General features: G+C 64.0%; 29 protein-coding genes. 14 read left to right on the top strand and 15 right to left on the bottom strand.

Annotated elements, in window-relative coordinates; genetic code table 11:
* The first annotated feature begins 37 nt into the window (after positions 1 to 37).
* Complete coding sequence (locus ACO06X_RS11840) at positions 38 to 877, top strand: glycine zipper 2TM domain-containing protein (protein WP_421836470.1); 840 nt, start codon at positions 38 to 40, stop codon at positions 875 to 877.
* 74 nt (positions 878 to 951) lie between these two features.
* Here ACO06X_RS11840 and ACO06X_RS11845 read toward each other — a convergent pair whose 3' ends face one another.
* Positions 952 to 1,971, bottom strand: a complete 1,020-nt coding sequence (locus ACO06X_RS11845; protein ID WP_421836471.1) for a hypothetical protein — start codon at positions 1,969 to 1,971, stop codon at positions 952 to 954.
* Here ACO06X_RS11845 and ACO06X_RS11850 point away from each other — a divergent pair.
* Positions 1,970 to 2,161 (top strand): hypothetical protein, encoded by a 192-nt coding sequence (locus ACO06X_RS11850; protein ID WP_421836472.1) that lies wholly within the window; start codon positions 1,970 to 1,972, stop codon positions 2,159 to 2,161. The two genes, ACO06X_RS11845 and ACO06X_RS11850, sit on opposite strands and share 2 nt — an antisense overlap.
* Before the next feature lie 78 nt (positions 2,162 to 2,239).
* On the opposite strand, the gene ACO06X_RS11855 is transcribed toward ACO06X_RS11850, so the two are convergent.
* The 8 genes from ACO06X_RS11855 to ACO06X_RS11890 form a co-directional block, all read right to left on the bottom strand.
* On the bottom strand, positions 2,240 to 3,298 hold the full coding sequence (locus tag ACO06X_RS11855) for a CAP domain-containing protein (protein WP_421836473.1): 1,059 nt from the start codon (positions 3,296 to 3,298) through the stop codon (positions 2,240 to 2,242).
* 43 nt (positions 3,299 to 3,341) lie between these two features.
* Positions 3,342 to 4,496, bottom strand: coding sequence for an acyl-CoA dehydrogenase family protein (locus ACO06X_RS11860; protein ID WP_421836474.1), 1,155 nt, complete (start codon positions 4,494 to 4,496; stop codon positions 3,342 to 3,344).
* A gap of 118 nt (positions 4,497 to 4,614) precedes the next feature.
* Positions 4,615 to 5,559 carry a ParB/RepB/Spo0J family partition protein gene (locus ACO06X_RS11865; RefSeq protein WP_421836475.1) on the bottom strand — a complete coding sequence of 315 codons (945 nt, stop codon included), beginning with the start codon at positions 5,557 to 5,559 and terminating at the stop codon, positions 4,615 to 4,617.
* Positions 5,556 to 6,332 (bottom strand): ParA family protein, encoded by a 777-nt coding sequence (locus ACO06X_RS11870; RefSeq protein ID WP_421836476.1) that lies wholly within the window; start codon positions 6,330 to 6,332, stop codon positions 5,556 to 5,558. The genes ACO06X_RS11865 and ACO06X_RS11870 overlap by 4 nt, the downstream gene beginning before the upstream one ends.
* On the bottom strand, positions 6,329 to 7,018 hold the full coding sequence (gene rsmG / locus ACO06X_RS11875; RefSeq protein WP_421836477.1) for a 16S rRNA (guanine(527)-N(7))-methyltransferase RsmG: 690 nt from the start codon (positions 7,016 to 7,018) through the stop codon (positions 6,329 to 6,331). Before rsmG ends, ACO06X_RS11870 begins: the two co-directional genes overlap by 4 nt.
* Positions 7,015 to 8,862, bottom strand: coding sequence for a tRNA uridine-5-carboxymethylaminomethyl(34) synthesis enzyme MnmG (gene mnmG / locus ACO06X_RS11880; RefSeq protein WP_421836478.1), 1,848 nt, complete (start codon positions 8,860 to 8,862; stop codon positions 7,015 to 7,017). Before mnmG ends, rsmG begins: the two co-directional genes overlap by 4 nt.
* 76 nt (positions 8,863 to 8,938) lie before the next feature.
* Complete coding sequence (gene mnmE / locus ACO06X_RS11885) at positions 8,939 to 10,234, bottom strand: tRNA uridine-5-carboxymethylaminomethyl(34) synthesis GTPase MnmE (protein ID WP_421836479.1); 1,296 nt, start codon at positions 10,232 to 10,234, stop codon at positions 8,939 to 8,941.
* A gap of 13 nt (positions 10,235 to 10,247) precedes the next feature.
* Positions 10,248 to 10,523, bottom strand: a complete 276-nt coding sequence (locus tag ACO06X_RS11890) for a DUF6489 family protein (protein ID WP_421836480.1) — start codon at positions 10,521 to 10,523, stop codon at positions 10,248 to 10,250.
* A gap of 123 nt (positions 10,524 to 10,646) precedes the next feature.
* Between ACO06X_RS11890 and ACO06X_RS11895 the strand changes: the two genes are divergently transcribed.
* Positions 10,647 to 11,345 carry a dienelactone hydrolase family protein gene (locus ACO06X_RS11895; RefSeq protein WP_421836481.1) on the top strand — a complete coding sequence of 233 codons (699 nt, stop codon included), beginning with the start codon at positions 10,647 to 10,649 and terminating at the stop codon, positions 11,343 to 11,345.
* Between the two features lie 7 nt (positions 11,346 to 11,352).
* On the opposite strand, the gene ACO06X_RS11900 is transcribed toward ACO06X_RS11895, so the two are convergent.
* Positions 11,353 to 12,495: an aspartyl/asparaginyl beta-hydroxylase domain-containing protein gene (locus ACO06X_RS11900; protein WP_421836482.1), complete on the bottom strand. Its 1,143-nt coding sequence runs from the start codon at positions 12,493 to 12,495 to the stop codon at positions 11,353 to 11,355.
* Positions 12,496 to 12,596: 101 nt separating this feature from the next.
* On the opposite strand from ACO06X_RS11900, the gene ACO06X_RS11905 reads away from it, so the two are divergent.
* Positions 12,597 to 12,980: a nuclear transport factor 2 family protein gene (locus tag ACO06X_RS11905; RefSeq protein ID WP_421836483.1), complete on the top strand. Its 384-nt coding sequence runs from the start codon at positions 12,597 to 12,599 to the stop codon at positions 12,978 to 12,980.
* 16 nt (positions 12,981 to 12,996) lie between these two features.
* Here the strand turns inward: ACO06X_RS11905 and rho are convergent, their stop codons facing one another.
* From rho to hemE, 3 genes are all read right to left on the bottom strand, one after another.
* Positions 12,997 to 14,253, bottom strand: coding sequence for a transcription termination factor Rho (gene rho, locus ACO06X_RS11910; protein ID WP_292939583.1), 1,257 nt, complete (start codon positions 14,251 to 14,253; stop codon positions 12,997 to 12,999).
* A gap of 174 nt (positions 14,254 to 14,427) precedes the next feature.
* Positions 14,428 to 14,871: a CopD family protein gene (locus ACO06X_RS11915; protein WP_421836484.1), complete on the bottom strand. Its 444-nt coding sequence runs from the start codon at positions 14,869 to 14,871 to the stop codon at positions 14,428 to 14,430.
* A 75-nt stretch (positions 14,872 to 14,946) separates the two neighbouring features.
* Entirely contained in the window at positions 14,947 to 15,984 is a 1,038-nt protein-coding gene (hemE, locus tag ACO06X_RS11920; protein WP_421836485.1) for a uroporphyrinogen decarboxylase, read from the bottom strand.
* A 335-nt stretch (positions 15,985 to 16,319) separates the two neighbouring features.
* On the opposite strand from hemE, the gene ACO06X_RS11925 reads away from it, so the two are divergent.
* From ACO06X_RS11925 to ACO06X_RS11970, 10 genes are all read left to right on the top strand, one after another.
* Entirely contained in the window at positions 16,320 to 17,162 is an 843-nt protein-coding gene (locus ACO06X_RS11925; protein ID WP_421836486.1) for a pyruvate, water dikinase regulatory protein, read from the top strand.
* A gap of 10 nt (positions 17,163 to 17,172) precedes the next feature.
* Entirely contained in the window at positions 17,173 to 17,757 is a 585-nt protein-coding gene (locus ACO06X_RS11930; protein WP_421836487.1) for a Maf family protein, read from the top strand.
* On the top strand, positions 17,754 to 18,608 hold the full coding sequence (aroE, locus tag ACO06X_RS11935) for a shikimate dehydrogenase (RefSeq protein WP_421836488.1): 855 nt from the start codon (positions 17,754 to 17,756) through the stop codon (positions 18,606 to 18,608). The genes ACO06X_RS11930 and aroE overlap by 4 nt, the downstream gene beginning before the upstream one ends.
* Entirely contained in the window at positions 18,605 to 19,207 is a 603-nt protein-coding gene (coaE, locus tag ACO06X_RS11940; RefSeq protein ID WP_421836489.1) for a dephospho-CoA kinase, read from the top strand. The genes aroE and coaE overlap by 4 nt, the downstream gene beginning before the upstream one ends.
* Positions 19,208 to 19,247: 40 nt before the next feature.
* The gene (gene dnaQ, locus ACO06X_RS11945) at positions 19,248 to 19,937 is read left to right on the top strand and encodes a DNA polymerase III subunit epsilon (RefSeq protein ID WP_298169853.1); all 690 of its coding nucleotides are present in this window, start codon (positions 19,248 to 19,250) and stop codon (positions 19,935 to 19,937) included.
* A gap of 55 nt (positions 19,938 to 19,992) precedes the next feature.
* Complete coding sequence (gene hpf / locus ACO06X_RS11950; protein WP_421836490.1) at positions 19,993 to 20,559, top strand: ribosome hibernation-promoting factor, HPF/YfiA family; 567 nt, start codon at positions 19,993 to 19,995, stop codon at positions 20,557 to 20,559.
* Between the two features lie 151 nt (positions 20,560 to 20,710).
* Positions 20,711 to 21,172, top strand: a complete 462-nt coding sequence (locus ACO06X_RS11955) for a PTS sugar transporter subunit IIA (protein ID WP_298169857.1) — start codon at positions 20,711 to 20,713, stop codon at positions 21,170 to 21,172.
* A complete protein-coding gene (locus tag ACO06X_RS11960; protein WP_421836491.1) occupies positions 21,147 to 21,674 on the top strand; it encodes a PaaI family thioesterase in 528 nt (175 codons plus the stop codon). The genes ACO06X_RS11955 and ACO06X_RS11960 overlap by 26 nt, the downstream gene beginning before the upstream one ends.
* A complete protein-coding gene (locus ACO06X_RS11965; RefSeq protein ID WP_421836492.1) occupies positions 21,671 to 22,048 on the top strand; it encodes a DUF1491 family protein in 378 nt (125 codons plus the stop codon). The genes ACO06X_RS11960 and ACO06X_RS11965 overlap by 4 nt, the downstream gene beginning before the upstream one ends.
* Before the next feature lie 201 nt (positions 22,049 to 22,249).
* Positions 22,250 to 22,900, top strand: coding sequence for a cell wall hydrolase (locus ACO06X_RS11970; RefSeq protein ID WP_421836493.1), 651 nt, complete (start codon positions 22,250 to 22,252; stop codon positions 22,898 to 22,900).
* Positions 22,901 to 22,937: 37 nt separating this feature from the next.
* Here the strand turns inward: ACO06X_RS11970 and ACO06X_RS11975 are convergent, their stop codons facing one another.
* Complete coding sequence (locus ACO06X_RS11975) at positions 22,938 to 23,540, bottom strand: alpha/beta fold hydrolase (protein ID WP_421839896.1); 603 nt, start codon at positions 23,538 to 23,540, stop codon at positions 22,938 to 22,940.
* Positions 23,541 to 23,703: 163 nt separating this feature from the next.
* Positions 23,704 to 25,296 (bottom strand): bifunctional phosphoribosylaminoimidazolecarboxamide formyltransferase/IMP cyclohydrolase, encoded by a 1,593-nt coding sequence (gene purH / locus ACO06X_RS11980; RefSeq protein ID WP_421836494.1) that lies wholly within the window; start codon positions 25,294 to 25,296, stop codon positions 23,704 to 23,706.
* Positions 25,297 to 25,307: the final 11 nt, after the last annotated feature.

The following is a 25,307-nucleotide window of genomic DNA, read 5'->3' on the forward strand; positions in this document are numbered from 1 at the left end:
ATGAAACGGGTTCGGCTTACGCTGACAGGGGAACAAGATGGCCAGACTACTCCAGGCCCTCGTGGTAGCCGCGATGACCTCCAGCCTTGCCGTGCCGGCGCTTGCGCGCGGGCATCAGACGCAGGTTGCACAAGGCAGCTGGCAGTCGGGCTACCCCGGCGCCTATCAAGGCTCATGGCAGGGCCAGTACCCGGTTCAGTACCCTGTTCCGCCGATGGTTTATGGCGCCCCCGTCTACGCGCCGCCAGTCTACAGCGCTCCGGTATACAGCCCCCCGGTCTACAGCGCCCCAGCCTACAACGGCCAGGTCGCCCCGCCGCAGGGCTATGTGCCCGCTCCGCAGGCTGCGCCTGACGCCGATCCGCGCTACCGCGAAATGGTCGAGAAGTGCCAGGGCGTGACGACGCGCCACAGCGGTACGACCGGCGCGGTCATCGGCGGCGTTGTCGGCGGAGTCGTCGGCAACCGGGTCGCCTCGGGCAATCGCACCATCGGCACAGTTGCCGGTGCCGCCGTCGGTGCTGTTGCCGGCGGCGCGATCGGCAAGTCGGTCGACAAGAGCCGCGAGCGGGAATGCGAAGAATTCTTCAGCAGCTATGCCCCGCCGGCTCCGGCCTACTATGGCTATGGCGCGCCGGCTGGCGGCTATGCCTACGGCTATCCGCCGTATGGCTATGCTCCGATGACGGGTGCACCGATGGGTTATGTCATGGTGCCGGCGAACGCGCCGCAGGCCGCTGTGCAGGGTCAGGGCGCCTGCACCGAAACGCGCACTGTGTCTTACGAATACGTCCCGGTGAAGAAGCGCTACATCGGTGCGCCGCCGCGCCGTCCGGTGGTACACGACAAGCGCGTCAAGGTGCCGTCCGGCAGCTGAACTGGGGCGGATTCCCGCCCCTTGCCCGAGGCATCGTGATACGGTGACCATGCCTCACCGTGCGGCGCAGGGTTCTAGTTTCCGCTCGGCGCGTTCGGGAGGAGCGCCACCACGACGCCTACTTCATGCATGCCCCCGGACGGCAGACGCATCAGCACGTGGCCGCCATAATCAACGTCGAACCGGGCTGAATCCGTCTGGAAGGTCCAGGCAAAGTCCGCCGAGCTCGGCACGGCCTTTCGGCCCACCGGGCGCCGCGTCCCGTCATAGGCATCGATACGCCCGCTCTTGGTGATGTAGAAGTCGTTGGGATCATCATAGAGGATGATCCGCGCTGCCAGCCCCAGGTCGGAAGCGCCATCGCCTTCGCCATCCGGATCAAACCGGACCTGTTTCATCGGCACCAGACCACGGTTGTGGCGCGCCTGGGTAAGCGCGGCAGCGACGAGAGCCTCGGCATTCTGCCAACCGTGGACGATCGCCGCGATGCGATCCTTGCGACCGGGGTGAGTCGGGGTCGCCTGCTCCGGGAGAATCCGGGCCGCTGCCGAGGTCGTCTCGGCAAGAGACGCGCCGAGACGGGCGAGCACGAAGCCCGAGAATTCGTCCGCCTCAAGCTCGTCACGCCAAGGCTCGGCCGATTGGCGCAGGGTGTGGCCAGCCAGATGATGGCCGACCTCATGCGCCAGAATGCTCATGGCGCCCCAGTCCGGGCAGATGCGATCAGCCACTTGCGCCATGAAACGGGGGTCGAACAGAATCACGCGGCGGCCGTTGATGATCTCGGCTGCGGCAGGGGTGGAGGGATCGACGATCATCTCGAAATTCATCTCGAGCCCGCTGACGCGGACCACGCGCTCCACTTGGGTCCGGGCCTCCGCCAGATCAGCCTGCTTCGAGGCGTTCTGCTGGCCCATGTAGCCAAGCGCGCCAAGGCCTTGCACCCGGCCCTCGGTGGGCCAGTACTCGTGCAGCCGGGCATCGGACCATTCCTTGCCCAGTTCGCACTGCCCTTTTTCATGATCGCTGGCGGGTCGCCCTTGCTGATCGCGCGCAGCCTGCGCGAAAAGATGATGCGGCAATGCCGCGCTCATGGCCACGGCAACGGCCAAGCAGAAGGTCCGCAGCCTCATGTGCGATCAAATGCTGGATGGGCTGGCGCCGCATCGCGGCGGTACGCAGGGAGACCTTGCGGCGATACGCATGCGGCCGACGGCAATCGCGCCGACCCTCTGTGCACGCGGCTACTCCCACTTCAATTATTTCCTGACCTGTATCGGCTAAAGATCAAAGACAAAATACTTATATCTACTGATCTTGTGTGTGCTGAATTTTTGGTAAGGAACGAAAATACGACCAATTTTAATTCAGGATTCCAAACGTGTAACTGTAGTGATCGCGCGGTGCATCCCGGATGCCGCTGATTGTCACGGTGTAAGTCCGGCCTGATACAAGACCGTCGACTCGCCAGGAGAGGCAATTGGCAACGCCGTAGCCCTCATTGTCCCAGAGCTGATCGCGGACGGGCAGGTTCCGTTCGCCATCGCGTATCGAAACCCTGGCCTCGGAGAAATCAACCTTGGCAAATGCGTCAGGGTTCTGGCTGACCGAGAACGAGAGGCGCGCGCGGGGTGAGAAAAACACGGCCGGATACTCGCCCTGAGGCCACGCGACGAATTCCGGAGCATTCGGAAGGTGGGCGTGACCGGGCGACATTCCCGGGAAATCGAACACCTTCATGACCACCGAATCAACCCGCGTGCCCCCGGGCAGGACCGCGATGACCCGGCCGAGCGCCGTCTGATCGAGGTAGGGATCAAGCATCCAGCGGCGATGGCCGATCTCGTCGCCATCGCCTTCGATGAGCCATTCGGCGAGGATGGCGTTATCATCCTCGTACGTGAGGTAAGGCGAAGAAACACCCCCCAGCAGATTCGAGCTTCCTGCAGCGGAAGCGCCCGCAGCCGTCCAGCACGTCCAGTTTGGCGGGGGGTCATGGCTCAGCGCGTTGTTGGTGGCCATGATCAGCGCGGCTTCACCGGCTGAAAGGTCGGCAGCTTCATTGTAACGCACTGGCGCAAGTCCATGGCGAGCCCGCAGTGCATTGAAGGCATCAAGAAAGCGGAACTTCGTCTCCGGCCGGAGAACGCCGGCGATGCAGTGAGCCGGATCGGGCGGCTGTGCATAGAGCGACGCCGTGTTGGACCACGCATGTTCGTCAATCGGCGCGATCCCGCCGTGGTAGGGAACGGACGAAGCAGGAGAGGACGTATCGCTGTCCTCAATGATCACTTCGTCCGGCTCGGGATCATATTGCGCGGTGGCAGGCACGGTACCACCTGCCACCAACAAGGCAAAAGCTGCCGCCGAGGCGCGACAAAACGCACGCAGTTTCAAGGAGTTCCCTGTCCGCGTGCGCATTGTCTACGGAGTCAGCTGCACTGGCTGATCACAAGTGTTCCCATCAGAGCTTGCGACCGATCAGTTCCTTCATGATCTCGTTGGTGCCACCGAAGATGCGCGTGACGCGCGCGCCCCGCCATGCACGGGCAATCGCGTATTCGTTCATGTAGCCGGCGCCGCCATGCAGCTGGAGGCACTTGTCCATGATTTCCCACTGCAGTTCGGTGTGCCACAGCTTGGCCGCAGCACCTTCTTCGGCGGTCAGCTCGCGCTTGAGGTGGCGGGCCAGCGCCCAATCGAGGTGCGCCCAGCCCACTTGGAGCTTGGACTTGAGATCGGCAAGCGTGAAACGGGTGTTCTGGAAGTCGAGAATCGGCTTGCCGAACGCCTTGCGCTCGCGCGTGAAGGCGACCGTATCGTCGAAGGCCTTCTGCGCCGAGGCCTGTGCGCTGACGGCGATCGAGAGGCGCTCCTGCGGCAGCTCACTCATCAGATAGATGAAGCCCTTGCCTTCCTCACCCAGGCAATTGGTGATCGGCACACGCACGTCCTCGAAGAACAATTCCGAGGTGTCGGCTTCATCCTGCCCGATCTTGTCGAGGTTGCGGCCGCGCTTGAAGCCTTCGCGGTCCGCCTCGACCAGCACGATCGAGACACCCTTCCATGCTGGCTGGACTTCGGTGTCGGTCTTGCAGCAGACCAGGATCAGGTCGGCGTTCTGGCCATTGGTGATGTAGGTCTTCGACCCGTTGATCACGTAGTGATTGCCGTCCTTCTTGGCGCTGGTGCGCATGCCCTGAAGGTCGGAGCCGGTGCCGGGCTCGGTCATCGCGATGGCAGTGACCACTTCGCCCGAGACCATCTTGGGCAGCCACTTGCGCTTCTGCTCTTCCGAACCATACGAAACGAGGTAGTTCACCACGATGTCGGACTGCAGCGAGAAGCCGGTGGCGACACGGCCGTAGTAGGCGCTCTCTTCATCGACGATCGCGTTGTAGCCGAAGTCGAGGCCGAGGCCGCCGTATTCCTCCGGCACGGTCGGGCAGAGCATGCCGAGCTCGCCTGCCTTGGGCCAGATCGACTTGGGCACGATGCCCGCCTCGGCCCATTCATTGGCGTGCGGCGCGATCTCGGTTTCAAGGTAGCGCCGCACCGTCTGGCGAAACGCCTCATGGTCCGCGTTATAGGCAGAGCGGGGGATCAGATCGAGCGACATGGCAGGCTCTCCGGTTTCAGGTCTCTTATTGCCCTGAAAGATAGGCAAACCCGTCCGGTTCGGTCAATCGAAATTAATCGACCGATTAACTAGTCCTTGGGGGCAGAATCCTGAGGACTTAGATCGCCCCGCCGGTGAGCCGCTGGCAGATCAGATCGAGCTGATCGAGCGTCTTGTAACGGATCGTCACCGATCCCGTGCGCGGATCGGCATCGGCCTGGATCGTGACCTTGAGGCCGAGGAATTCCTCGAGATGCGCCTGCACTGCGGCGATATCTGCCGAGCTTGCCGGATCGCGCTCAGCCCGCGCCCGCCGCGGTGCCGATTCGGGGCGCATGACGCGCTTCGCCAGCCGCTCGACGTCGCGTACCGAATGCCCCTTCGCAACAGTCTCGCGCGCCAAGGGAACGGGATCGGGAAGCACTGCCAGTGCGCGGGCGTGACCCATCGAAAGCTGCGCGCGCTCGACCATGTCGAGCACTTCGCCCGGCAGAACGAGCAGCCGCATCAGGTTTGCGACATGGCTGCGCGACTTGTCGACGAAGGTGGCGATCTCCTGCTGCGTCAGGCCGTCCTGCTCGGACAGGCGTTGATAGGCGCGCGCTTCCTCGATGGGATTCAAGTCCTCGCGCTGCAGGTTCTCGATCAGCGCCAGCGCGGTCACTTCGCGGTCATCCAACTGGCGGACAATCGCCGGGATCTCGTGCAGCCGCGCCCGCTGTGCCGCCCGCCAGCGCCGCTCGCCCGCGACCAGCTGATAGCGCCCGCCGCCCAAGGGGCGCACCACCACCGGCTGGATCACCCCGCGCGCGGCAATCGAGCGCGCCAGTTCTTCCAGCGCATCCTCATCGAAATGCCGCCGCGGCTGCTCAGGATGCGGTTCAATAGAAGCGACCGCAAGCGACGCGAGGCCGCTGACCACCTGCTCGCCCGGCGCTGAAACCGAGATCCGCGAAACCGCTTCCTCGCGCCGCGTCTCACCCAGCAGCGCGCCGAGCCCGCGACCCAGCGCCGGCCGCTTCATCGCCTTGACCGCTGCGCTGCCGTCCGCTTCCCCGCTCATGCTGCAATCCTCCGCTCCGGCAGGCGGCCGATCAGCTCGCGCGCCAGCTTCATGTAGGCCTGCGATCCGGCGCAGGCATGGTCGTAGATCAGCGCCGGCAGCCCATGGCTCGGCGCCTCCGAGAGGCGCACGTTGCGCGGAATGACGGACTCGAAGACGAGCCCATGCAGGCACGACCGCACGTCATCAGCTACCTGATCCGTCAGCCGATTGCGCCGATCGTACATGGTCAGCACGATGCCGAGGATGCCGAGGTCCGGGTTGAACCGATCCTGCACCCGCTCCACAGTCTGCAGAAGCTGGCTCAACCCCTCGAGCGCGAAGAACTCGCACTGCAGCGGCACCAGCAGCGAGTTGGCTGCCGTCATCGCATTCAAGGTGAGCAAACCCAGCGAAGGCGGGCAATCGATCAGGCAGATCTCATGTCCGGCATCCTCGGCCAGAGCCGCACGCAGCTTGCCCGTCCGGTCCGTCTCGCTGACAAGCTCCACCTCTGCACCGGACAAGTCGACGGTCGCCGGGATGAGGTCCAGCCCCGGAATCCGTGTGGGGATCATGCAGGAAGCCACACTCGCCTGCTCGATCAGCAGATCATAGGAAGAGCGCTCACGTTCCGCAGCCGAAACGCCGATCCCGGTCGAGGCATTGCCCTGCGGATCGAGGTCGATCAGCAGAACCTTCCACCCAGTCGCCGCCAGCGCCGTGGCAATGTTGATCGCCGTGGTGGTCTTGCCCACCCCGCCCTTCTGATTCGCGACGGCTATCGTGATCATCGACCTGAACCTCGTTTGCGAGTCTGTGAAGCGAGTGTGCCAGTGCGTACAATTTCGGCGCGCCTGTGCAGATAGCCGACGATGATGCCAGCCGAAGGATCGGTCAACGACTGTTCCACGTGAAACACGCGATTCCATTCCGCGCCGAGCGCTTCCAGTTCATGCTGTGCCTTGGCCCCCTTCGGCAACAGCCACAGCGACTCCGGTGTGGAAAAGCGCCAAGCCACCTCCAGCAACCGGTCCAGCGGCGCAAAGGCCCGTGCAGAGATCACCTGCCATTTGCGGTCCGGCACGTCCTCGACACGGGACAGGATAACCTCGACATTTGAAAGGCCCATCAGCGCAGCGGCACGAGCTAGCCACTCGGTGCGCAATCGCCGCGAATCGACCAATGTCACCGGTCGCTCAGGCTGCAGCGCCGCGATGACCAGCCCGGGGAACCCTGCCCCGCTGCCGAGATCCAGCCATGGCCCCGCCGGCACTGTTTCACGTGAAACATGGAGAAGCTGCGCGCTATCCACGATATGACGCTGCCACACCGACTCCAGCGACGGCCGCGAAACGAGGTTCTGCCGCCCATTCTCCTCAATCAGTGCGTCAACAAGCTGCGTGAGCCGCGCCATGGCATCGGCATCATGTCGCGCTTCCAACCAAGCGCGTGCGTCTGCCTCGCCCTCCACGCTCATGCTGCCACCCGTCGCCGCGCGGCGACGAGCAGGCTCGCCAGCGCTGCCGGCGTGATCCCAGGCACCCGCCCGGCAGCAGCCAGAGTGTCGGGCCGCGCCTGCTCCAGCCGCTCGACCATCTCCCGCGACAGTCCGGGCACGTCGCCATAAGGGAAGTGATCGCCCAGCGGCACGCCATCGCTGGCGCGCAACTGCTTCAGTTCCGCCTCCTGGCGCGCCAGATAAGGTGCATAGGCCGCATCCTCAGCCATCTCCTCGGCAAGATCTGCGCCCGGCATCGCCTCACCCAGCCATGGTGCTAGCGACCCGAAATCCACCTCCGGGAAGCGCAACCACTCCTTCAAGGAGCGACGCACACCGTCCCCGCGCACCGTGACGCCATGATCATTGAGCGCACCCGGCAGCACATCCTGAGCAAGCGCCGCCTCGGCTCGCTCACGAGCTTCCTCACGCGCAGCAAACCAGGCTGCCCGCTCAGGACCGATGCAGCCAGCGGCCAGCCCAAGCGGCGTCAATCGGGTGGAGGCGTTATTCGCCCGCAGCCTCAGCCGATACTCGGCCCGTGCGGTCAGCATCCGATAGGGCTCCGAAACGCCGTGCAAGGTCAAGTCATCGACCATCACCGCCATATAGCTCGAAGCACGGTCGAGCGGCGGCGCCTCCCGCTCCAGCACAGAAGCTGCGGCATGCATGCCCGCGACAAGCCCCTGCGCCGCCGCCTCCTCATAACCCGTCGTGCCATTGATCTGGCCCGCGCAATACAGGCCGGGCATGTCACGCAGCTCCAGACTCCGGCGCAGCGCACGCGGATCGATATGGTCATACTCCACCGCGTAGCCGGGCACGAGAAGCTCGACGGCCTCAAGCCCCTCCATCGAACGCATCATCGCCACCTGCACATCGGTCGGCAACGACGTCGAAACGCCATTCGGATAGATGATATGGTCATCGAGACCTTCGGGCTCGAGAAACACCTGATGCCCATCCCGATCGCCGAAGCGGTGGATCTTGTCCTCGATCGAGGGGCAGTAGCGCGGCCCTTGCGCATCAATCGCCCCGCTGAACAGAGGTGAGCGATCAAGGCCGGCGCGAATGGTGTCATGGGTTCGCGCGTTGGTGCGGGCAATCGCGCAAAAGACCTGCGGCTGCGGCCTGGTGCCCGTAAGTGCAGACATCGTCCAATGCGCGGCATCACTCGGCTGGACTGGCAGTCGCGACCAGTCGATCGTCCGCCCGTCAAGCCGCGGCGGCGTACCGGTCTTGAGCCGCGCCATCGGCAGCCCCGCCCCGCGCAGCTGCTGGGCAAGCCGGTGCGCGGCAGGTTCGCCGATCCGGCCGCCTTCCATCCGTTCTTCCCCGCGGAACAGCCGCCCGCCGAGGAACGTGCCGGTGCACAGCACCACTGCCCGCGCGGCCAGCGCCGTTCCATCGGCAAGATCGACACCGCAGACCGCCCCACCTGCCATGCGCAGCGCTGACGCCTCTCCGGCCACAACCGTAAGCCCACCCTGCGCCGCCACCATCCGCTGGATCGCGGCGCGAAAAAGCCGCCTGTCCGCTTGCACGCGCGGACCCTGCACGGCGCTGCCCTTGCTGCGGTTGAGCATACGGTAGTGGATCCCCGCCTCGTCAGCAGCGCGGGCGATCAACCCATCGAAGGCATCGACCTCGCGCACGAGGTGTCCCTTGCCAAGCCCACCGATCGCGGGATTGCACGACATCGCGCCGATCATCGCGGGATCAAAGCTGACCAAAGCCGTACGCGCACCCATGCGCGCGGCGACCGCAGCCGCCTCAACGCCGGCGTGTCCGCCCCCCACCACAATGATGTCGAACTGGTGCATGCACGCGCGCGATATGCGATTCGCGCTTCCGCGTCAAAGCTGGCAGAGCCCGTCGGTTAGTGTTTCACGTGAAACATCACTTCCCGATGCAGAACCGCCCGAACAGCGCATCGAGCATGTCTTCGGTCCCGGCACGCCCGACGAGCCGATCGAGCGCGACGCGCGCGACCCGCAGCGATTCGGCCGCAAGGAGTGGATCGATCTGGAATGCCGCCTCGCTGAGAGCCGTCGCCACCTCACCCAGCAACCCATGCTGCCGCGCGTTGAGCGCTACGTCGCCCGGCGCAGGCAGAGCCGAACGCGCATGCTCAATCAGAGCTTCGCGCAAACGGTCAACACCCTCACCAGTCCGTGCAGACAGGCGGAACGTTGCGGACGCTTTCGCGAGGGCATCCGGTCTGTCGCATTGCGCTGCGATTTCCCAAAGCGCGGCACCCGGCGGACCCGCGCCTTCCGGTCCGAGCCACAGCACAAGATCGGCACGACCTGCCTCATTCCGCGCTCTTTCGATGCCGATCTGCTCAATCGCGCCGGCCCCATCATCCCGCAGCCCGGCCGTGTCGACGAAGGTGAATGGAACACCGCCCAGCGCAACACTGCGCAGCAGGACATCACGCGTCGTCCCCGGTTCGGCTGCCGTAATGGCTGCTTCATCTTCAACCAAAGCATTGAACAACGTTGACTTTCCCGCATTAGGCTGCCCTGCCAGCACCACCCGGAAACCCTCGCGGAGGGGTTCGGCCCGAGGGCGGCTCAGCCATGCGGTCAGTTCCTCCGCCAGTGCAGCGATGGCCGGTGCAACGCCATCCGGAAGACCACCGCCCACCTCGTCGATATCGTCGTCCCCGGCAAAATCGAGCGAAGCCTCCAGCGCCGCCGATAGCGTCAGAACTTGGGTGCGCCACCTGCCCACCTGCTGCGAAAGTACGCCTCCCGCCATCGCCATTGCCGCGCGGCGCTGCAATTCCGTCTCTGCGGCTAGCAGGTCTGCCAACCCCTCAGCCTCGGCCAGATCAATCCGCCCTTGGGCAAAAGCCCGCCGCGTGAACTCTCCAGGCTCAGCTCGGCGCAGTCCGGGCAGCGCTGCGAGCGCGGCCTCGACCGCCGCGACGACAGCGCGCCCGCCGTGCAGATGCAGCTCCGCACAATCTTCGCCCGTTGCCGTGCCCGGTCCCGGGAGCCACAGCGCCATGGCCCTGTCGAGCGTGAGTCCATCTGCATCCCGCAGCACAGCCAGCACGGCTCGGCGCGGTGCCGGCAGCTTGCCCGCCAGTCGCCGCAGAGCCGGTCCAGCCTCAGGCCCGCTAACCCGAATAACGGCAATACCCGCCGGCGGCGCGCCGGAACTCAGCGCGAATATCGTCTGGGTCACACTGGCAGTTCGCTCAGGTCTTGGGCTTGTCGCCGGAAGCACCTGCCTTGAAGCCGGCCATCGCCGCACCCGCGCCATGCTCTACAAACTGCTGAAACAGCTTGAGGCCCATCTCGCCCATCGGCGCGATCTGCTTGGCAAAACCCTGGAGCTGGTCAACGCTGTTCATGCCTTGCATCGCTTTGGCGATCGCATCGACATAGACATCGTTGGCGCGCGTCACATCCGGCAAACCCAGAAAGCGGCGCGCCTCCTCCGGCGAGCATTCCACCTCGACATTGACTTTCATGGACGCACCTCTCGCTCTAGCGCAGCAACACTGTCATGTGCTCTTGGCAAAGTCCATGGACAGCGCCAATCAGAGCCCAGAAGAACAGTTTCCGCGAACAACCATCCGAAAAGGACCAGCACCATGGGCGAGATGACGACGATCCCCACCCTCAATGGCGATAGCGAGATTCCGGTCTATATCGCCACGCCCGAGAACCAGACCGAGGCTTCGATCATCGTCATCCCGGAGATCTTCGGCGTGAACGCCGGCATCCGCAAGAAGTGCGACGATTGGGCAGCACTGGGCTATGTCGCGCTTGCTCCGGATATCTTCTGGCGCTTTGCCCCTGGGGCGGAGCTCGATCCCGATGTGCCCGAGCAGTTCCAGACCGCGCTGGGCTATTTCGGGCAGTACGATCCGAATCTGGGCGTGCAGGATATCGAAGCGGCGATCCACTGGCTCCGGCACGAACAAGCGGTGGACAAGGTTGGTCTGGTCGGTTTCTGCCTCGGCGGGCGCATGGCCTACATGGCAGCTGCGCGCACGGATATCGATGCCTCGGTCGGCTACTACGGCGTGATGATTGACCAGATGCTGGGTGAGGCGCATGCGATCGCCAATCCGCTGATGCTGCACATCCCTACGGCTGACCACTTCGTCGGGCCGGAAGCGCAGGCCGCTATTCACGGCGCGCTGGATGCGCACGCCAAGGTCGTGCTCCACGACTACGTCGGGCTCGATCACGGCTTCGCGGCGGAAATGGGCTCACGCCGTGATGAATCAGGCGCGCAGCTGGCGGATGAACGCACCCGCGACTTCTTCAAGGCACACCTGACCTGAAGGGCAATCAGGCCGCGCCGTCGTAACCCGCAATGCCTTCGAGCAGGCGGGCAATCGCGGCGCGGTCATCCTCGGGCACTTCGGGCCGCCAGATCTCGAACAACAGCACCGTGCGGGTTTCAGCACCCGCATTGCGCGCCTCGTGCTCCATGGAATCGTCGAAGATGAGCGGCAGGCCCGGTTCCCAGGTGCGTGTCTCGCTACCCACTCGCAGCGTGCAATTCGGTGCGGTGCGGATCGGGACGTGGCAGATCAGGCGCGTGTTGAGCATGCCGGTATGCGGCGCGATATGCGTGCCGGGCTTCAGCCGTGACCAAAGTGCATTGGGCGCTCGCCCCGGAATCATCGGCATCGGCGCGTGAGCCAGCGCGGCCATCGTCGCCGGGCAGCGCGCAGCGTTGGCCGCCGCCGGGGCGCCATCCTTCCAGAAGTAGAATGCACCCCACGCCGGATCACCCAGCAAGGGATTGTTCGGTGCAGGCCGGTCATCCGTCGCCGTGACATAGGGCGCGAAGCTATCCGCCGCTTCCTCAGCCGTGACAGCCGCAAGCTCGGCCTGCATTTGGGGCAACAGAGCCAGCACGGCCTCCATCCAGCCGAATTCTGCCGGATCATAGAACCGCCGCTGCGGCAGGCCGGGATAGTAGAACAGCGAGGGTCGCTGCAGATCAATCTCGCGTGCGCCACGCAGCAATCCCAGCGCTTCCTCCATCGCCGGTGACAGGCCTCCTGCCATCACCGTGTCGAGGTGCTGCCGGAAGGCGCCTTGCGCCTCACCGATGAATGCCTGTGCGGCTGCCGCCATGCCTTCCATGCCGCGCGGAATCCCGCTGACTGCCGCCTGCGCCAGTGCCGTGGTGTAGAAACTCACAGCCGCACGGTCATCGCGTGCATGCTGCCGGAGCTGCCCCTTGGCCAGAAGCGCGCCAACATCGCGGGGAGCAAGCGACAGCTGCCGATCAAGCGCCATTTCAGCGGCAGCGTGGTTGCCCAGCGCAAGCTCCGCCTGTGCCAGCGCGGGCCAGGGCATGCGCTCCGGGGCGATTCCGCCGCTAGCATTGCGCAGCAGATCTGCCGCACGCATCGGGTTGCGCGCCCTCAACGCAGCGAGCCCTTCGCTGATCAGGTTTTCCGGCGAAGCGGTTGTCATGACGCCACGACTAGCGCAAACCTGCGCTGGATCAATGGCAGGCGCGCGCCGGCGTGCCACAAGGCCTCACAACAACAGGCCCATGATAGGAGAGACACCCCATGCACACCGGCCTCGCCGCCTGGCACCGCTACATGCACACCGGCGACACCGACCTGCTGGCCGAGCTGATCGCGCCCGATGCGGTGTTCCATTCACCGGTCGTCCACACCCCGCAGGAGGGCCATGCCAAGGTCCTGATGTACCTTACAGCCGCCGGCCAGGTCTTCGCCGATACCGGCTTCACTTATGTCCGCGAACTGGTCGACGGTCCCGAGGCACTGCTCGAGTTCACCGCAACGGTGGACGGCATCCACGTCAATGGCATCGATCTCATCCGCTTTGACCTTGAAGGAAAGATCATCGATTTCAAAGTGATGGTGCGGCCGCTGAAGGCCATGAACAAGCTCTGGGAAATGATGGCGGCGGCGCTGCAAAACACCTGAGCGCCGCCGGTTTTCCCTACTGATTCATCGTTGCGAAGAAGTCCTCGTTGGTCTTCGAGTTCTTCATCTTGTCGAGCAGGAATTCCATCGCATCGATGGTGCCCATCTGCATGAGGATGCGGCGCAGCACCCACATCTTGCTGAGCTGATCCTGCGGTACGAGCAGTTCTTCCTTGCGGGTGCCGCTCTTGCCCACATCCAGCGCCGGGAAGATGCGCTTGTCCGCCACCTTGCGGTCGAGCACGATTTCCGAGTTGCCGGTGCCCTTGAACTCTTCGAAGATCACTTCGTCCATGCGGCTGCCGGTATCGATCAGCGCGGTGGCGATGATGGAGAGCGAGCCGCCTTCCTCGATGTTGCGCGCGGCGCCGAAGAAGCGCTTCGGCCGCTGCAGCGCGTTCGCGTCCACACCGCCGGTCAGCACCTTGCCCGAGCTTGGCACCACGGTGTTGTAGGCGCGGCCGAGGCGGGTGATCGAATCGAGCAGGATCACGACATCGCGCTTGTGCTCGACGAGGCGCTTGGCCTTCTCGATGACCATTTCGGCGACCTGAACGTGGCGGCTGGCAGGCTCGTCGAAGGTCGAGGAAATCACCTCGCCCTTCACGCTGCGCTGCATGTCGGTCACTTCTTCGGGGCGTTCATCGACCAGTAGAACCAGCAGGAACACTTCCGGATGGTTGTCGGTGATCGCCTTGGCCATGTTCTGCAGCAGCACGGTCTTGCCGGTACGCGGCGGCGCCACGATCAGCGCGCGCTGGCCCTTGCCCTGCGGGCTGACGAGGTCGATCACGCGGGCCGACTTGTCCTTGACGGTCGGGTCCAGCGTATCGAGCCGCAGGCGCTCGTTGGGATAGAGCGGGGTGAGGTTGTCGAAGTTGACGCGGTGGCGCACCGCATCGGGCTCATCGAAGTTGACCTTGATCAGGCGCGTGATCGCGAAATAGCGCTCGCCGTCCTTGGGAGCGCGGATCTCGCCTTCCACGGTATCACCCGTGCGCAGGCCCCATTTGCGGACCTGGTTGGGCGAAACATAGATATCGTCCGGCCCGGCAAGGTAGTTCGCCTCGGGGCTACGCAGGAAGCCGAAGCCATCGGGCAGCACTTCAATCGTGCCAATGCCGAGGATTTCCTCGCCGTCTTCCGCCACTTCCTTGAGAATGGCGAACATGAGGTCCTGCCGACGCAGCGTGCTTGCGCCCTCGACATCGAGCTCCTCGGCCATCTGGACGAGCTCGGCGGGCGTCTTCTTCTTCAGTTCCTTGAGATGCATCTTTTCTTTATCCGAATAGGGGCAATCGAGCGCGCCGGATGGTCGTTGGGCTTGGGGAAAGCGGACCAATGGGGGGCAGGGCGTCATCGCGCTGCCAAACCGGTATGCTCAGCGCGTTTAGGCTCCGCCACCGAGTGCGTCAATCAAAGAACGGCCCAGCTCCGAACAGCCTGATCAGAACGGCTTGACGATCACCAGCACCACGATGAGCGCTGCCGTCACGCCCGGAATCTCGTTGAGCAGGCGCAGTTGCCGTCCGGTCAGTTGCCGCTCGCCTCGCGCCAGCTTGGCGGCATAGCTCGCCAGCCAGAGGTGATAAGCACTGAGTATCAGAACAAGCGCGAGCTTCGCGTGAAACCAGCCTTGCGTGAACCATTCCCCGCTCACCGCAAGCGCGAGCCCGAAGCCCCAGACAACGAACAGCGAAGGCCACATGATGATCTTCATCAGCTTGCGCTCGCGGTCGATCCACACCGCGTTTTCTGGTGAGCCTTCGGGCGCTTCCTGATGATAGACGAAGAAGCGCGGCAGCATGAACAGCCCCGCCATCCAGAAGATCACGAAAATGACATGGCCGGCCTTGAGCCAGAGATAGAGCATCGCGATCACCTGCATCATTCTGCGAAGATTAGCGCTTTCGCAGCCCGTCCGGAACTTGAGATTTGGGGCGGTTCACCCCGCCGCCAGCACGCTTCAGTGCGACCACCCGCGCACTACTTCGAGCAAGCGCTCGACATGCGGGATCGGCGTGAATTGCCCTATGCCGTGGCCCAGATTGAACACATGCGGACGGTCTGCGAACACGTCGAGCACGCGCCGTGCGCCGTCTTCCAGCGCCGGTCCGCCTGCCAGCAGCAGCAACGGATCGAGATTGCCCTGCACCGGAAGCCCGGCGGGGAGGGTCTTCGCCGCCCATACCGGGTCAATCGTTTCGTCGACGCCGATGGCATCGACGCCGGTGCCCTCGGCATAAGCCGCCAGCTTCTCGCCCGCGCCCTTCGGAAAACCGATGATCGGAACTTCGGGGTGCAGCTTGTGCATCGCCTCGGTGATCCGTGCATTGGGGCCGATAACCCAACGCTCGAATTCGGCGGGGGCAAGGCTGCCGGCCCAGCTGTCGAACAGCTGCAGACCTTCCGCGCCGGCCTTCACCTGGCCGCTGAGGTATTCGACGGTCACATCGACGATCGCATCGATGATCGCCTGGAACGCGCCCGGATCGCGATAAGCAAGCGCGCGCGTCTCGTGCTGGTCGCGGCTGCCTTCGCCCGCCACCATGTAGGTCGCGATGGTCCAGGGGCTGCCCGCAAAGCCCAGCATGGTCGCCTCAGGCGGCAGGGCGGCGCTGACCAGGCCCACGGTGTCATAGATCGGCGCAAGGCGCTCAGGGACGCTCCTGAGCGTCTCCAGACCCGCATCGAGCAGGCGGGGGGAAAGCGCCGGACCTTCGCCGGCGAGGAACTGGAGATCCTGACCCATCGCATAAGGCACGATCAGGATATCCGAGAACAGGATCGCCCCGTCGAAACCGAACCGGCGCAGCGGCTGGAGTGTGATTTCCGCAGCAGCCTCGGAATCGTAGACCAGTGCGAGGAAACCGCCCTTTTCGGCCCGCAGTTCGCGGTACTCGGGAAGGTAGCGCCCTGCCTGGCGCATAAGCCAGATGGGTCGGCGGGAAAGGTTGGCCCCCTTGAGGGTGGCGAGAAGCGGCTTTTCGGCAGGGCTAGGCATCAGTGCATCGGTCCAAATCTAATCTATAGATTCTTTTGAATCAGATTGAGGTAGTTAGTTGGCCCTGTGGATAGCGGGGACGACATGCATCTGCCCGAATTGTCCTGCTGTCTCCACAAAAAAGCGTGTCAGCGACTCTGAACGGTTCCGGGGGCAAGCGAAACTTGTCCCTGTTGTCCCCACCCTGTGGGTAACCTTGTCAGGCTGTTCGCAATGTGGCCGCTCACAGACCGAAGCCGGGGGCAGATTGGCACCGCAAACTTGTCCCCGGTTTCATGCCGTGGTTTATCCTAGTGCTATCCACAGCCCTTTCCCGGGGCGGACCAGGAACCTCGATGGCGCGCCTGCACCTGCACCTCCTGTCGGACTCGACCGGCGAAACACTCGAAATGATCGCCAAGGCTGCGCTCGCTCAGTTCGATGACGCCGACGTCGTGCGCCATTTCTGGCCGATGGTCCGCTCGCAGCAGCATCTCGACCGGATCATGGGGGAGATCACCGCGAATCCCGGCCTCGTGCTGTTCACCATGGTCAATGCCGAAACGCGCGAACTTCTGCAAAGCCGCTGCGCTGCGCTGGGGCTCCCCAGTGTCGCCGCGCTCGACGCGGTGACCCTCGCACTTGAAACACAGTTGGGCCAGGCAGCCAAAGGTCGCCCGGGACGCCAGCACGCGATGGACGAGGCCTATTTTCGCCGCGTCGAGGCAATCCAGTTCACCATTGCACATGACGACGGGATCGCGTGGGAGGACTGGGAAGCGGCGGATATCCTGCTTGCCGGGGTCTCGCGCTCGTCAAAGACTCCGACCGCCATCTATCTCGCCAACCGCGGCTACCGGGTGGCGAACATTCCCATCGTGGTCGAAAGCCCGCCGCCGTCCGCGCTGTTCAGCCTGCGGCGCCCGCTTGTGGTGGGGCTGACGACCAGCCCCGAACGTCTGATTCAGGTGCGGCGCAACCGGCTGCTCTCCCTCAATCAGGCACCAGAGACGGCCTATGTCGACAGCGATCATGTGGCGCGCGAGGTGCAGTATGCGCGGCGCATGTTCGCGGATAATGGCTGGCCGGTGATTGACGTATCGCGTCGTTCCATCGAGGAAACCGCCGCCGCGATCATCAATCTCTATAACGAGCGCCGCCCTGATGGCGGAGTGGGCGGCGGCGGGCACGCGTTTTGAGGGTAAGGACATGCTGATACTGGCGTCGCAGAGCGCAAGCCGCAAAGCCATGCTGACTGCTGCCGGCGTCCCGTTCGAGGCGCGCGGTTCGGATGTTGATGAAGCCGAGATCAAGCGCGAGCTGATCGGCGTGCCGGGCAGCGAGATCGCGATGATTCTGGCCGAGGCGAAGGCGCTGTCCGTCTCGGTCGGCGTACCCGGCCGGCTTGTGCTTGGTGGCGATTCGCTGGTCGAGGTCTGCGGCCGCCTGTTCGACAAGCCAGCGAGCCGTGAGGATGCGGCGCGGCACCTGGCGTTCTTCTCCGGCCAGACCATGCACCTCCATTCTGCAGCGATCCTCGTGCGCGATGGTGCGCCCGCGTGGCGCCACTGCGAAACCGCCAAGCTGCGCGTGCGCACGCTTTCGAGCGACTTCATCGAAGGCTATCTTGCGCAGGAATGGCCGGCGGTTGGTGCCTGCGTCGGGGTATTCCGGATCGAGGCGCTTGGTGTGCAGCTCTTTGATCATATCGAAGGCAGCCACTTCACAGTCCTCGGTATGCCGCTTCTCGCGCTCCTTGGCGCGCTGCGTGCGCAGGGCGAGCTCCCCGTATGAGCCGGGCCTATGCCGAAGTGATCGGCGATCCCATCATCCAGTCAAAGTCGCCCAAGATCCATGGTTTCTGGCTGGAAGAGCTCGGAATCGATGCCGATTACCGGGCAAGTCACGTCCGGACCGATCAGCTCGCTGATTTTCTGGGTGCGCGCCGCGCCGATCCAGCCTGGCGCGGGTGCAACGTCACCATGCCGCACAAGCAAGCGGTGATGCCCTTTCTGGACCGGCTCGATCCGCTGGCGGCTGCGGTCGGGGCGGTCAACACCATCATTCCCGAGCACGGCCAGCTCGTCGGATACAATACCGATGTTCCGGGCTTCCTCGAACCCTTGCTGCCCATGCTTGGCCGCACGCACTACTTCCGCATGGCCCGCGTGATCGGCACGGGTGGGGCCGCGCGGGCGATTGTGAAAGGGCTGGCGGACGAAAAGCTGGTGATCGTGCTTGCCGGTCGCAGTCCGGAAAAGGCCCGCGCGCTTCTCGATGAACTCGATCCTGCCGGTGAGCACCATGCCATCGATCTTGCACACTTCGCGGATGCGACGGATTTCGCTTTCGATGATCGGGAGAACTGCCTCGATCTCGTCGTCAACGCCTCGTCGCTTGGAATGACCGGCCAACCGCCGCTCGTGTTTGACATGAGCCACGCCCCGCCTGGGTCTATCTTCTACGACATTGTGACAAGCCCGCTTGAAACCCCGTTCCTGAAGGCGGCGCGAGCTGCGGGATTTCGGACGATCGACGGTCTTTCAATGCTGATAGGGCAGGCCGATCATGCCTTCCGGCGCTTTTTTGGGGCCATACCCTCGCGTGCAAGGGATGCCGAACTGCGGAAGGCGCTGGGGGCATGACCCGTCCCTTCATCCTCGGCCTCACCGGATCGATCGGCATGGGCAAGTCTGCGGTTGCGCTCATGCTGCGCGAGCTGGGCGTGCCCGTGTTCGATGCCGACGCGACAGTGCACCGCCTGCAGGGACCTGGCGGCGCCTTGCTTCCGGCGATCGAGGCTGCCTTTCCCGGCACCACCGGCCCACACGGCGTCGATCGTCCCACACTTGGCGCGCAAGTCTTCGGCAATCCCGAGGCGCTCGCGCGGCTTGAAGCCATCGTTCATCCGGCCGTGGCGGAACAACGCGCACTCTTCATGCTGGAGCACGCCGGCGAGGCGATCGTCGTGTTCGATATCCCGCTGCTTTACGAAAAGGGCCATGGTGCCGGTCTCGATGCCGTCGCCGTCGTCTCCGCACCTGCCGAAATGCAGCGCAATCGCGTTCTCGCCCGGCCCGGCATGACGCCCGAAAAGTTTGCGCAGATCCTCGCACTGCAAGTGCCGGATGCCGAAAAGCGGGCGCTTGCCGACCTTGTCATCGATACAGGGGTGACACTGGCGGAAACGCGTGAACAGGTCGCCGTGCTCGTTGCAGCACTACGGCAAAAAAACCCGCGCTGAAGCCTTGCAAGCACCCTTGGTCGGGTCCAGACTGCAGCAAATGCGTGAGATCGTTTTCGATACAGAGACGACCGGCCTCGACCCGCAGAGCGGTGATCGGCTGGTAGAGATTGGCTGCATCGAGATGGTGAACCGGGTCGCCACCGGCGCGGTTTTCCATGTTTATTTCAACCCGGAACGCTCGATGCCGGCTGAGGCCGAGGCGGTGCACGGCCTTTCCAGCGCGTTCCTGGCAGACAAGCCGCGCTTTGCCGAACGAGCTGAGGAACTGCTCGCCTTTCTGGGTGATGCGCCGCTCGTTGCGCACAATGCCGGGTTCGATTTCGGCTTCCTCAATGCCGAACTTGCGATGTGCCAGCTGCCCGCCGTTGATCGGGCGCGCATGGTCGATACGGTGGCTATCGCGCGGCGCAAGCACCCCGGGGCCAAGCTCAGTCTTGATGCGCTTTGCTCGCGCTACGGGATCGATCGCAGCCACCGCGTGCGCCACGGCGCGCTGCTCGACGCCGAACTGCTGGCACAGCTCTATGTGGAGCTGATGGGAGGGCGGCAGATCGGGCTCGAACTGGCTGCCGACGTCGAGATCAAGACGGCAACCGTGGTCGCTCCGATGCTCACCGCATCCCCCCGTACGCATCGCCCCGCACGCCCCCATGCGCCAAGTGCGCAAGAAATCGCCCGGCATGCTGCGTTTGTCGAGGGGATCAAGGGAGCCATCTGGCTGCAATGAATCTGCCTTGCCCGGGCCATCCCGGACAGGTGCTTGAGCGAAGGAGAGTGGACTTATGGATATTCGCGTTTCTGGCCATCAGGTCGATACCGGCGCCGCTTTCGAAGCTCATGCTGAAGAACGCCTTACCGCGATTGTCGACAAGTACTTCTCGCGGGCGCTGACCACGCACGTGACGCTAGGCAAGGCGCCGCATGGCGGGTTTCGCTGCGATATCGTCACGCATGTCGCACAGGGCCTGATCCTGAAGGGAAGCGCGGTGGCGCAGGATGCCCACATCGCGCTCGATCAGTCGGCAGAGAAGATCGACAAGCAGCTGCGCCGCTACAAGCGCCGGATCAACGCCCGGCAGGACCAGGCCGATCATGCCCGCCGCGAGGAAGAGGCGGCCTATACCGTCTTCATGGTCGAGGAGACCGAGACCGAAGAACCTGCCGACGCGCCGCTGGTCATCGCGGAAACGCGCGTGGACGTGCCTACAGCCAGCGTTTCCGATGCGGTAATGATGCTGGATCTTCGCAACACCAACGCATTGCTGTTCAAGAACGCCGGCACGGGTGTGCATAACATGGTCTATCGCCGCGGCGATGGGTCGATCGGCTGGGTTGAACCGAGCAAGTAACCGGAACGGCAAAACCGCGCGGTGATCTGATGTCCTCTCCGGGTATCAGTGAGATGGCGGACGCGATTCGGTGCTTGCACCGCGTCGCGTTCGGGCGCATGTGCCGCTCCATATCAGGCGCGCGAGCGCATTTTCCGGCATCACTGTTTCCATGACCGCTCTCTTCTCGATCGATCTCCAGGCGGTGCGCATCGTTCGTGCCGAAACCAAAACGCAGATCCTCGGTGCGCTCGCGGATTGCTTCGGCGAGGTCTACGGGCTCGACCGCTCGGTCGTGCTCGAACGGATCGAAGAGCGCGAAACGCTTGGCAGCACCGGTTTCGGGCGCGGCGTTGCCATTCCCCACGCACGGCTGGAAGCGCTGGCCCGTCCGGTCGCCGCATTTTTCCGGTTGGAGAACCCGGTCGATTTCGCATCGTCGGATGGCATGCCGGTTGATTGCGTGTTCGGCCTTCTCTCGCCCGAGCAGGCCGGCGCCACGCACCTGCAAGCCCTTGCGGCCATCTCGCGATTGATGCGCGACGAACGCATGCACGAACGACTGATTGCCGCCCCTGATGCCGATGCGATCTACGCATTGCTCGTCAATGTCATCGACCGCGACGCGGCCTGACCTTGCGGCAAAACCTGCCGATGCTTCAGAATTGACCGAAGCCCGGCGGCACTGGCGCGCGCTGGAGGGCCTGTATGCCGCAGCGCCGATCAACCGCCAGTTCGTCTCCCGCCTCGAGATTGCGGAGGAGGGCTGCGCCCGGATTCATTTCGACGTCGGTTCCGAGCACTTTCATGCCGCAGGCGCCGCACACGGCACGCTCTATTTCAAGATGCTCGACGATGCAGCGTTCTATGCGGCCAACACATTGGTGACAGACTGCTTCTTGCTGACCACGGCGTTCAATCTGTTGTTCACCAAGCCGCTGCATGGCGGCAAGGCCATTGCGGAAGGACGCTGGGTTTCCGGTCGGCGACGCGTCATTCTGGCCGAATCGCGGATCCTTGATGCAGAGGGCAATGAGGTGGGGCGGGGCACCGGGACGTTTCAACGCTCGCGTATTCCGCTCTCTTCACTCGCCGGTTATACGGACACCGCGATGCCGGATGTGCAGATAGCATGAGCGCGGCGCGTCTTCCGGCTGCCCTGGAAGCGACAGCACTGATTCGGTTGGCCGAGGCGAACGGCGGCTTTGGCATGGTGCTCCACCGCGGCGAACCCGATAGTGGCACGATTGTGATTGTTATCCTAAATAATCAAGGATTTGGGCAGACGCTGGCACGCGCCTTCGAGCGCCTGCCGAGGGCGGACGGAACGCGCGGATGGGCGCAATCCAAGGCGCAAGATCCTGAAAATAAAGCAGAGTTTGAGGAGTACCTGAAGCGCCGCGTGGCGCAGGACCGCGACTTGTGGATTGTCGAACTGACCATCGCTGAAGGTGAACAGCTCATCCTGAATCTGGACACCAAGGAGAACAAACCCGGATTCATGGGTTGACTTGCCCGGCTCAGTTCATAATGGGCGCCACTCTACCACGCGTAGGCAGCGATGAGATGGCACCGAAGCCATCCCCGCCAGCACGCAGACGGGGGGCAGACGCCTGGGCCTTCGATAGGTTTCCGGTCTTGCAGGAACACCCTGCGATACCAGAGCCGATCGCGCCTTGTGCCGACGTCCACCGCCCAATGACGAAATTGCATGAGCCGCCAGTTCCGTGTCGCCAGTGCCGTGTGCATTGCCGCAAGTCTTGCTACTATCCTGCTGAGCACCGGGGGATCCGGCGCCAAGGCTCAGGATATCCAGATCCCGGTCGCTGAAGCACCTGGATCTTCGGCCATTACCGTCGAACCCCGCCAGAGCGTGTTCCGGCCGGCCGAACCGACCCTTCCCCAACCGGAGCGGAATGACTCCGACGATGGGGACGTCCTTCCCAGCGCCGCATCGCTTGCCGATCTGGTTGAGCGTACCCCGCTTCCCGCCTCGCTCTCCCACGAAATGGAATGCCTGGCCGGAGCCGTCTATTTCGAAGCCCGCAGCGAAACGCTGGCAGGCCAGCTTGCCGTTGGTCGGGTCATCGTGACCCGTGCTGCGTCCGGTCGCTTCCCCAGCTCATACTGCGGCGTGGTCTACCAGCCCTCGCAATTCTCGTTCGTGCACGCAAATGCGATGCCCGCTGTGAAGCATGACAGCGCCAAATGGCAGCAGGCCGTGAAGATTGCGCTGATCGCGGACAGTGGTACGTGGAAAAGCCCGGTGGAAGGCGCGATGTTTTTCCACGCAGCGCATGTCGCGCCGTCATGGGGCAAGATCCGCATGGCGCGGGTCGACAATCACGTCTTCTATCGCTGAGCGCCTGCTTTAGGGCGATTCCTGCGGACCCATGGCATCAGGCCAGCGCGGCAAGCGCTGTTCGCAGCGCCGAAAAGTGCGATTGGCCCTCGAGCATGTGAAACGCCTGCACGTTTGGCAGGAGCTGCGCCAAGGTTTCTGCCATTTCCGGCGGAGTCCAGTTGTCGCAGCTCCCCTGCCAGATGGTAACGGGGTGTTTGACTGCCGGAAGCAGCCCAGCCCAAGGCAGGACATAGGACTCGATCTCGGCCTTGTAGCTTGCGCGTCCGGCACCAAGGCAGGCCTGCAGAACATCGCGATAGGAACGGCTGAACTGCTCGTCGGCTTTCAGCAGGCTGTCTTCGCCCTGCGCCGCTGCGAACAGGAACCGCGTGAGGAGCCCGGGAAACCACTGCGCGCAGAACGACTGTGCCCATACCAATGCGGCAAACCGGTGCGGGTGCTGCATCGCCGCACCGAACACCGGACCGCCTGCCATCGCACCGAGATAGTCCCCGGTTTCCAGCGGCCCGGCGGGGGAAACGAGATGCAAGGTCAGCGGTTTTTCCGGCATTCGTGCGGCAACCTGCAGCGCGACGTATGCTCCGGCCGAGAATCCGATCAGGCGGATCGGCTCGTCGCCGCACACCTCGGCGATCATTGCGGTCAAGCGATTGATCCGCGCTTCCGGTTCGAGAGGCAGTGCGGCCCGATCTGGCGCAAACCACGATCGGACCGCATTACCTCCAAGCAGCGCCAGTTCGGCCGGCGCGCCTGGGTTGCCGTGCAAGTAAACGCTCTTCAAAGCGTCGTTCCCACTGAACTCAATGCCGGAAGTGGCGCATTCCCGTGAACACCATTGCAAGCCCGGCGGCATCTGCGGCGGCAATGACTTCATCGTCGCGGATGGAGCCTCCCGGCTGGATGACGGCGGTCGCGCCAGCCTCCACGGCGGCGAGCAGCCCATCCGCGAACGGGAAGAAGGCGTCAGAAGCCACGGCGGAGCCAACTGTGCGCGGCGCGCTCCAGCCGTGCGTTTCGGCAGCTTCCTGCGCCTTCATCGCCGCAATCCGCGCGCTGTCACGCCGGTTCATCTGACCTGCCCCGATCCCCGCCGTCACACCTTCGCGAGCGTAGACGATGGCGTTGGACTTCACATGCTTGGCCACGGTCCAGGCGAAGCGGCAATCGGCAAGCTCCTGCGCCGTCGGCTGGCGCTTGGTGACCACGTGAAGCATTTCGTCGGTCAGCGCGCCGTTGTCGCGATCCTGAACCAGCAGGCCCCCCGCGATCGGCACGGTGATCAGGCCGCTGCGATCGGCGGACGGCATTTCTTCAAGGACCAGCAGGCGCAGGTTCTTCTTGCGCGCGAAGGTTGCAAGCGCGGCATCATCGGCGCCGGGCGCGACCACGACTTCGGTGAAGATCTCGCAGATAGCTTCGGCTGTCGGGCCATCAAGCGGGGTGTTGAGCGCGACGATGCCGCCGAACGCTGAAACCGAATCGCAGGCAAGCGCCGCGCGCCATGCCTCGAGCGGCGTTGCAGCGACAGCCACGCCGCACGGGTTCGCGTGCTTGACGATGACCACAGCAGGCTGATCCGAGCTGAATTCGGCGATCAGTTCGAGTGCCGCATTGGCGTCATTGTAATTATTGTAGGACAGTTCCTTGCCTTGCAACTGCCGCGCCTGCGGAAGACCGCGCACCACGCTGCCCTGCGCCGGCACATATAGCGCGGCGCTCTGGTGCGGGTTCTCGCCATAGCGCAGGGTGGAGACCAGCTTGTGGGCGGAAAGCAAGGTCCGCGGGAAATGCTGCTGCTGGTCGGTCACGGCGAACCACTGCGCGATCGCGGCATCGTAAGCGGCGGTTGCTGCAAAGGCCTTGGCCGCCATGGCCTTGCGAAAATCAAGGCTGGTTGTGCCGCCGGTCTGGTCCAGCGCGGCGATCAGCAGTGCGTAGTCCGCTGGATCTGTCACGATGGTCACGTAGTGGTGATTCTTTGCAGCCGAACGAACCATCGAGGGGCCGCCGATGTCGATGTTCTCGATCACTTCCTCGCGGCCCGCGCCCTTCGCGACGGTCGCCGCAAAGGGGTAGAGGTTGACCACGACGAGGTCGATCGCGCCAATGGCATGTTCTGCCATCGAAGCGGCATGCGCCGGGTCGTCGCGAACCGCGAGCAGACCGCCGTGAACCTTGGGATGCAATGTCTTGACGCGGCCATCCATCATTTCGGGAAAGCCGGTAAGGTCTGAAATGTCGCGCACGGCAAGACCCGCATCGCGCAGTGCCGCAGCCGTCCCGCCGGTCGAAACCAGTTCGACACCGTGCGCGGCGAGGGCGCGGCCGAGGTCAGCAAGGCCGGTCTTGTCGGACACTGAAAGCAGCGCCCGTTTGATCGTCACGTCAGTCACAATGGAAAATC

This window comes from Novosphingobium sp. (assembly GCF_965229225.1).
GTDB lineage: Bacteria > Pseudomonadota > Alphaproteobacteria > Sphingomonadales > Sphingomonadaceae > Novosphingobium.

Bases quoted from the DNA above. Each gene is read 5' to 3' on its own strand.
- ACO06X_RS11900 (WP_421836482.1), bottom strand. From the start codon at position 12,495: ATGACAACCGCTTCGCCGGAAAACCTGATCAGCGAAGGGCTCGCTGCG.
- dnaQ (WP_298169853.1), top strand. From the start codon at position 19,248: ATGCGTGAGATCGTTTTCGATACAGAGACGACCGGCCTCGACCCGCAG.
- rho (WP_292939583.1), bottom strand. From the start codon at position 14,253: ATGCATCTCAAGGAACTGAAGAAGAAGACGCCCGCCGAGCTCGTCCAG.
- ACO06X_RS11960 (WP_421836491.1), top strand. From the start codon at position 21,147: ATGTCATCGACCGCGACGCGGCCTGACCTTGCGGCAAAACCTGCCGAT.
- ACO06X_RS11965 (WP_421836492.1), top strand. From the start codon at position 21,671: ATGAGCGCGGCGCGTCTTCCGGCTGCCCTGGAAGCGACAGCACTGATT.
- coaE (WP_421836489.1), top strand. From the start codon at position 18,605: ATGACCCGTCCCTTCATCCTCGGCCTCACCGGATCGATCGGCATGGGC.
- ACO06X_RS11970 (WP_421836493.1), top strand. From the start codon at position 22,250: ATGAGCCGCCAGTTCCGTGTCGCCAGTGCCGTGTGCATTGCCGCAAGT.
- ACO06X_RS11955 (WP_298169857.1), top strand. From the start codon at position 20,711: ATGACCGCTCTCTTCTCGATCGATCTCCAGGCGGTGCGCATCGTTCGT.
- ACO06X_RS11975 (WP_421839896.1), bottom strand. From the start codon at position 23,540: ATGATCGCCGAGGTGTGCGGCGACGAGCCGATCCGCCTGATCGGATTC.
- aroE (WP_421836488.1), top strand. From the start codon at position 17,754: ATGAGCCGGGCCTATGCCGAAGTGATCGGCGATCCCATCATCCAGTCA.
- ACO06X_RS11895 (WP_421836481.1), top strand. From the start codon at position 10,647: ATGGGCGAGATGACGACGATCCCCACCCTCAATGGCGATAGCGAGATT.
- ACO06X_RS11850 (WP_421836472.1), top strand. From the start codon at position 1,970: ATGGCCACGGCAACGGCCAAGCAGAAGGTCCGCAGCCTCATGTGCGAT.
- mnmG (WP_421836478.1), bottom strand. From the start codon at position 8,862: ATGCACCAGTTCGACATCATTGTGGTGGGGGGCGGACACGCCGGCGTT.
- hemE (WP_421836485.1), bottom strand. From the start codon at position 15,984: ATGCCTAGCCCTGCCGAAAAGCCGCTTCTCGCCACCCTCAAGGGGGCC.
- ACO06X_RS11840 (WP_421836470.1), top strand. From the start codon at position 38: ATGGCCAGACTACTCCAGGCCCTCGTGGTAGCCGCGATGACCTCCAGC.
- ACO06X_RS11860 (WP_421836474.1), bottom strand. From the start codon at position 4,496: ATGTCGCTCGATCTGATCCCCCGCTCTGCCTATAACGCGGACCATGAG.
- ACO06X_RS11870 (WP_421836476.1), bottom strand. From the start codon at position 6,332: ATGATCACGATAGCCGTCGCGAATCAGAAGGGCGGGGTGGGCAAGACC.
- ACO06X_RS11845 (WP_421836471.1), bottom strand. From the start codon at position 1,971: ATGAGCGCGGCATTGCCGCATCATCTTTTCGCGCAGGCTGCGCGCGAT.
- ACO06X_RS11930 (WP_421836487.1), top strand. From the start codon at position 17,173: ATGCTGATACTGGCGTCGCAGAGCGCAAGCCGCAAAGCCATGCTGACT.
- ACO06X_RS11855 (WP_421836473.1), bottom strand. From the start codon at position 3,298: ATGCGCACGCGGACAGGGAACTCCTTGAAACTGCGTGCGTTTTGTCGC.
- ACO06X_RS11925 (WP_421836486.1), top strand. From the start codon at position 16,320: ATGGCGCGCCTGCACCTGCACCTCCTGTCGGACTCGACCGGCGAAACA.
- ACO06X_RS11915 (WP_421836484.1), bottom strand. From the start codon at position 14,871: ATGATGCAGGTGATCGCGATGCTCTATCTCTGGCTCAAGGCCGGCCAT.
- ACO06X_RS11865 (WP_421836475.1), bottom strand. From the start codon at position 5,559: ATGAGCGGGGAAGCGGACGGCAGCGCAGCGGTCAAGGCGATGAAGCGG.
- rsmG (WP_421836477.1), bottom strand. From the start codon at position 7,018: ATGAGCGTGGAGGGCGAGGCAGACGCACGCGCTTGGTTGGAAGCGCGA.
- ACO06X_RS11905 (WP_421836483.1), top strand. From the start codon at position 12,597: ATGCACACCGGCCTCGCCGCCTGGCACCGCTACATGCACACCGGCGAC.
- hpf (WP_421836490.1), top strand. From the start codon at position 19,993: ATGGATATTCGCGTTTCTGGCCATCAGGTCGATACCGGCGCCGCTTTC.
- ACO06X_RS11890 (WP_421836480.1), bottom strand. From the start codon at position 10,523: ATGAAAGTCAATGTCGAGGTGGAATGCTCGCCGGAGGAGGCGCGCCGC.